This window comes from Flectobacillus sp. (assembly GCF_049240685.1).
Classification (GTDB): domain Bacteria; phylum Bacteroidota; class Bacteroidia; order Cytophagales; family Spirosomataceae; genus Flectobacillus.
The window spans coordinates 1-3,606 of sequence record NZ_JBMLSD010000026.1; the positions used below are offsets into that span (position 1 = coordinate 1).

4 protein-coding genes are annotated in these 3,606 nt (G+C 36.1%); 2 read left to right on the forward strand and 2 right to left on the reverse strand.

The genetic code is table 11. The annotated features are described in order from the left end of the window. Positions 1-292: 292 nt before the first annotated feature. On the forward strand, positions 293-697 hold the full coding sequence (locus tag ACOVQ4_RS01215) for a MaoC family dehydratase (protein ID WP_421818847.1): 405 nt from the start codon (positions 293-295) through the stop codon (positions 695-697). A gap of 93 nt (positions 698-790) precedes the next feature. Here the strand turns inward: ACOVQ4_RS01215 and ACOVQ4_RS01220 are convergent, their stop codons facing one another. Then, positions 791-970: a histone H1 gene (locus tag ACOVQ4_RS01220; RefSeq protein WP_421818848.1), complete on the reverse strand. Its 180-nt coding sequence runs from the start codon at positions 968-970 to the stop codon at positions 791-793. Positions 971-1,122: 152 nt separating this feature from the next. Continuing rightward, the gene (locus ACOVQ4_RS01225) at positions 1,123-2,391 is read right to left on the reverse strand and encodes an aminotransferase class I/II-fold pyridoxal phosphate-dependent enzyme (protein WP_421818849.1); all 1,269 of its coding nucleotides are present in this window, start codon (positions 2,389-2,391) and stop codon (positions 1,123-1,125) included. 326 nt (positions 2,392-2,717) lie between these two features. On the opposite strand from ACOVQ4_RS01225, the gene ACOVQ4_RS01230 reads away from it, so the two are divergent. Beyond that, complete coding sequence (locus ACOVQ4_RS01230) at positions 2,718-3,080, forward strand: hypothetical protein (RefSeq protein WP_421818850.1); 363 nt, start codon at positions 2,718-2,720, stop codon at positions 3,078-3,080. The last annotated feature ends 526 nt before the right edge of the window (positions 3,081-3,606 follow it).

Below are 3,606 nucleotides of genomic sequence, written 5' to 3' on the forward strand. Positions count from 1 at the left end.
TACGCAAAATAAAGTTTAAGATTGTGCTTTAAGCTTTCAGGTATCGGCTTTTGGCGGTGGGCTATGGGAAAAATGCATGTACATGGTCGTTAAAAATATTTTAACACTCTTTGCCTTGTGCCTGTTGCCTTGTCCCTAAAAATATAATTCTGCACTATTACTTAATAGTAAACCTTTGTAAGCAATAGCGTATTGTTACTGAAATCAAAATACTCGAAGTATATTTGCATAAAATTAAGAAATGAAGCGCCCATTAAATGGGTACTATTTCATTCAAAAAATCTTTTTATTCATGATTGCTCTCAATACTGTACATCGTCATAAGTTTTCATTCACACAAGATGACGTAATTTTATTTGCAAAAGTATCTGGTGACCACAACCCTCTTCATTTGGATGCTGAATTTGCCGCTACCACTCAATTTAAGCGCCCGATTATTCATGGTGCACTAGCTTCGAGCATTTTCTCTAAAGTAATGGGTACTGAATTTCCTGGTTTCGGAAGTGTTTATTTAAAACAAGTTTCTGAATTTAAGCGACCAATGTTTGTTGACACAGATTATGAAGCGGTGTTTACCGTAGTAAACATTGATGAGAAGAAGCATATTGCTGAAATCAAATGTGAAATTTTTGATGTAGCTACCAACAAAAAAACGACAGATGGTATGGCTACCATTATGAATGCAGAACAGTTTTAGCAGGTAGGTGGCTTCCAAAAATGATTTTTCTGGAAAAGTCCCAAAAGCAAAAGGCTAGCAGTTTGAATTGCTAGCCTTTTATATTTGCTTAAATTATTTACTTTGGTTTTTCTTGTCTTGGATTTCAGTACGAATCTCTTGAGCCAAAGTTTTTAATGCTTGCATGCCACCTCTTACACGAGTTCCAGCAGCCTGATTGCCTTTTTCATAGAACTTTTCGAAGTCACCCTCTAATGACATAATCAAGTCTTTTACTTCTGAGAATCTGCTCATATTTGTAATTGGATTTAGGTTGGATAAATGGTTAAAAAAGCCTCATACGAAGCCTGTAGGCATTTTTTACGACCGAAATATAGTCAATTTCCAACATGATGCAAATTCTTTTGTAAAAAAAAGCATGAAAAAAGCACAAAATCGTATTAAAATTATGCTAATACCGATTTAAACTGCTCAGCTTGTGCTTTATAGAAGCCTTCAGCCAATCTTTTCTGTACTACTTCAAACTGGTTCATGGTGTACTCAACATCCTCCAATGTATGTGCAGAAGTAGGGATAATACGCAACATAATTTGTCCTTTTGGTACAACTGGATAAACTACAATCGAACAGAAGATACCCATATTTTCACGTAAATCCTTAATCAAAGACGTTGCTGTAAGCACGTCGTATTCTCCATGCAAGAATACTGGTGTTACTGGCGATGTAGTTTCACCAATGTCAAATCCTCTCTTACGGAAACCATCTTGCAAAGCACGAACATTCTCCCACAACTTCTCACGCAATTCAGGGTGTTTCTTGATTAACTCCAAACGCTTCATTCCTCCTATTACGTATGGCATCGGAAGTGCCTTAGCATAAGTCTGAGAACGCATGTTGTATTTTAAGTACATGATAATGTCTTTCGGAGCAGCCACGAATGCACCAATAGCAGCCATTGACTTGGCAAATGTTGAGAAGTACAAATCAATGCCTTCGATACAGTTCAAATGCTCGTGAACACCACGACCATTTTCACCCATTGTACCAAAACCATGAGCATCATCAACCAATATTCTGAAGTTAAAATCTTTCTTTAGGGCAACGATTTCGTCCAAAGAACCAACTTTACCCGACATACCAAATACACCCTCAGTAATAACCAAGATACCACCACCAGTTTCAGCAACTTTTTTGGTAGCGCGTTCAAGGTTTTTACGCAACGAGTCCATGTCGTTGTGATTGAACTTATAATATGCACCCATTTTGGCTTTGTGCAAACGGATACCATCAATCAAACAAGCATGACATTCAGCATCGTAAACAATGATATCACGGTGGTCTACCATACATTCAATAATAGACATTACCCCTTGGTAGCCGTAGTTCAACAAGAATGCGTCTTCTTTTCCTACAAATTCAGCTAATTGACGCTCAAACTCCTCATGTAAATCAGAGTTACCCGACATCATACGAGCACCCATTGGATAAGCCAAACCATAGTCGGCCGAAGCTTGTGCATCAGCTTCGCGCACTTCAGGATGATTGGCCAAACCAAGGTAGTTGTTCAATGACCAATTTAGCATGCGCTTGCCATTGAAGTTCATATAAGGGCCTAATTCGCCAGTCAATTTAGGAAATGAAAAATAGTGGTGGCCAATTTTGTGGTAAGAACCTAGCGGCCCCATGTTGTTTACGACTTTCTCAAAAATATCCACTTTATATCTGCGTTTTAGATTTATGAATAGTGTCAATTATTTTCACAGCTTCAAGTTTTCCGCTTGATTTACAGGCAAAAAATACGCAATGAAAATCTTAAAATAATCTCAAAGTTAAGTCTTTATTTTTTAACTGCCAAATATTGCACTAAACAAAGAATAACAAGACTTGTTAAGGATATTGCTTGCAATATTTCAAGAACTTTTTACCCAAAATATATATTTATCGATTCGTTTTATATCTTGTATAAAAATTGGTTGATAGCTATATTTTTGCGATTGTATGATTTCAAGTTGAATCCATCTTTGAAAAATCCTAATATACCATGAGCCTAAATTCTAAACTTACTATCAGCCAAGATCAGAGCTCTATCTTAGACTTTTTGGTGGACAATCGGGAGTTACCACAGGATTTTAGCCAAAATATGGTCAAAAGCATCCTCAAGGATGGTGCATTCTGTTTGGTAATCTACAAAGCCTACGAAAAGGAGGACAGATTTTCACTCTATCGCATTGATGACTTTGCCTATCAGTTTGATGACTTACTCTATTTATGGAAGTATTTCGACGAACAATCGCTAGACAAAACCAATACTCAAGTGATGAAAAAAGCAAGAAATATTGTTCATGATATTATTTCGATGTTAGAAACCTTAAAGTCTTTATTTGAACCTCCTCAAAATTTGTAACATTCGAAAATGATGTCAAAATTTTACCATAAAGACATACACAAAAGTACAATTTTGCAAATATCTAAGTTATTGGGCCTTCGGCTTTCAGCCATGAGCATTCTGCAAAAACATATTTATCGCTAAGTTAGTACGCAAAATAAAGTTTAAGATTGTGCTTTAAGCTTTCAGGTATCGGCTTTCGGCGGTGGGCTTTGGGAAAAATGCTTGTCCGTGGTCGTTAAAAACATTTTAACACTCTTTGCCTTGTGCCTGTTGCTTTGTCCATAAAACACAAAACTTAAATATAATTTTGCACGATAACTTAATTTAGTACTCAAAATAAAATTTAAGGCTTTCAGCCATGAGCATTCGCCAAAAAGGTATTTATCGTTATAAAATAATTTAACACTCTTTGCCTGTTGCCTTATGCCTGTTGCCTGTTGCCAAAAACACAAAACTAAATGCAAGAAAACTTACTATTCAATTAATCAATTAGCTTTAACAAAACAAGATCGAAGAAACCAATCAATGAAAAAAATTCATA

What these genes read in the sequence shown, in the direction of transcription:
- ACOVQ4_RS01215 (WP_421818847.1), top strand. Translation starts at nt 293, where the DNA reads ATGATTGCTCTCAATACTGTACATCGTCATAAGTTTTCATTCACACAA.
- ACOVQ4_RS01220 (WP_421818848.1), bottom strand. Translation starts at nt 970, where the DNA reads ATGAGCAGATTCTCAGAAGTAAAAGACTTGATTATGTCATTAGAGGGT.
- ACOVQ4_RS01230 (WP_421818850.1), top strand. Translation starts at nt 2,718, where the DNA reads ATGAGCCTAAATTCTAAACTTACTATCAGCCAAGATCAGAGCTCTATC.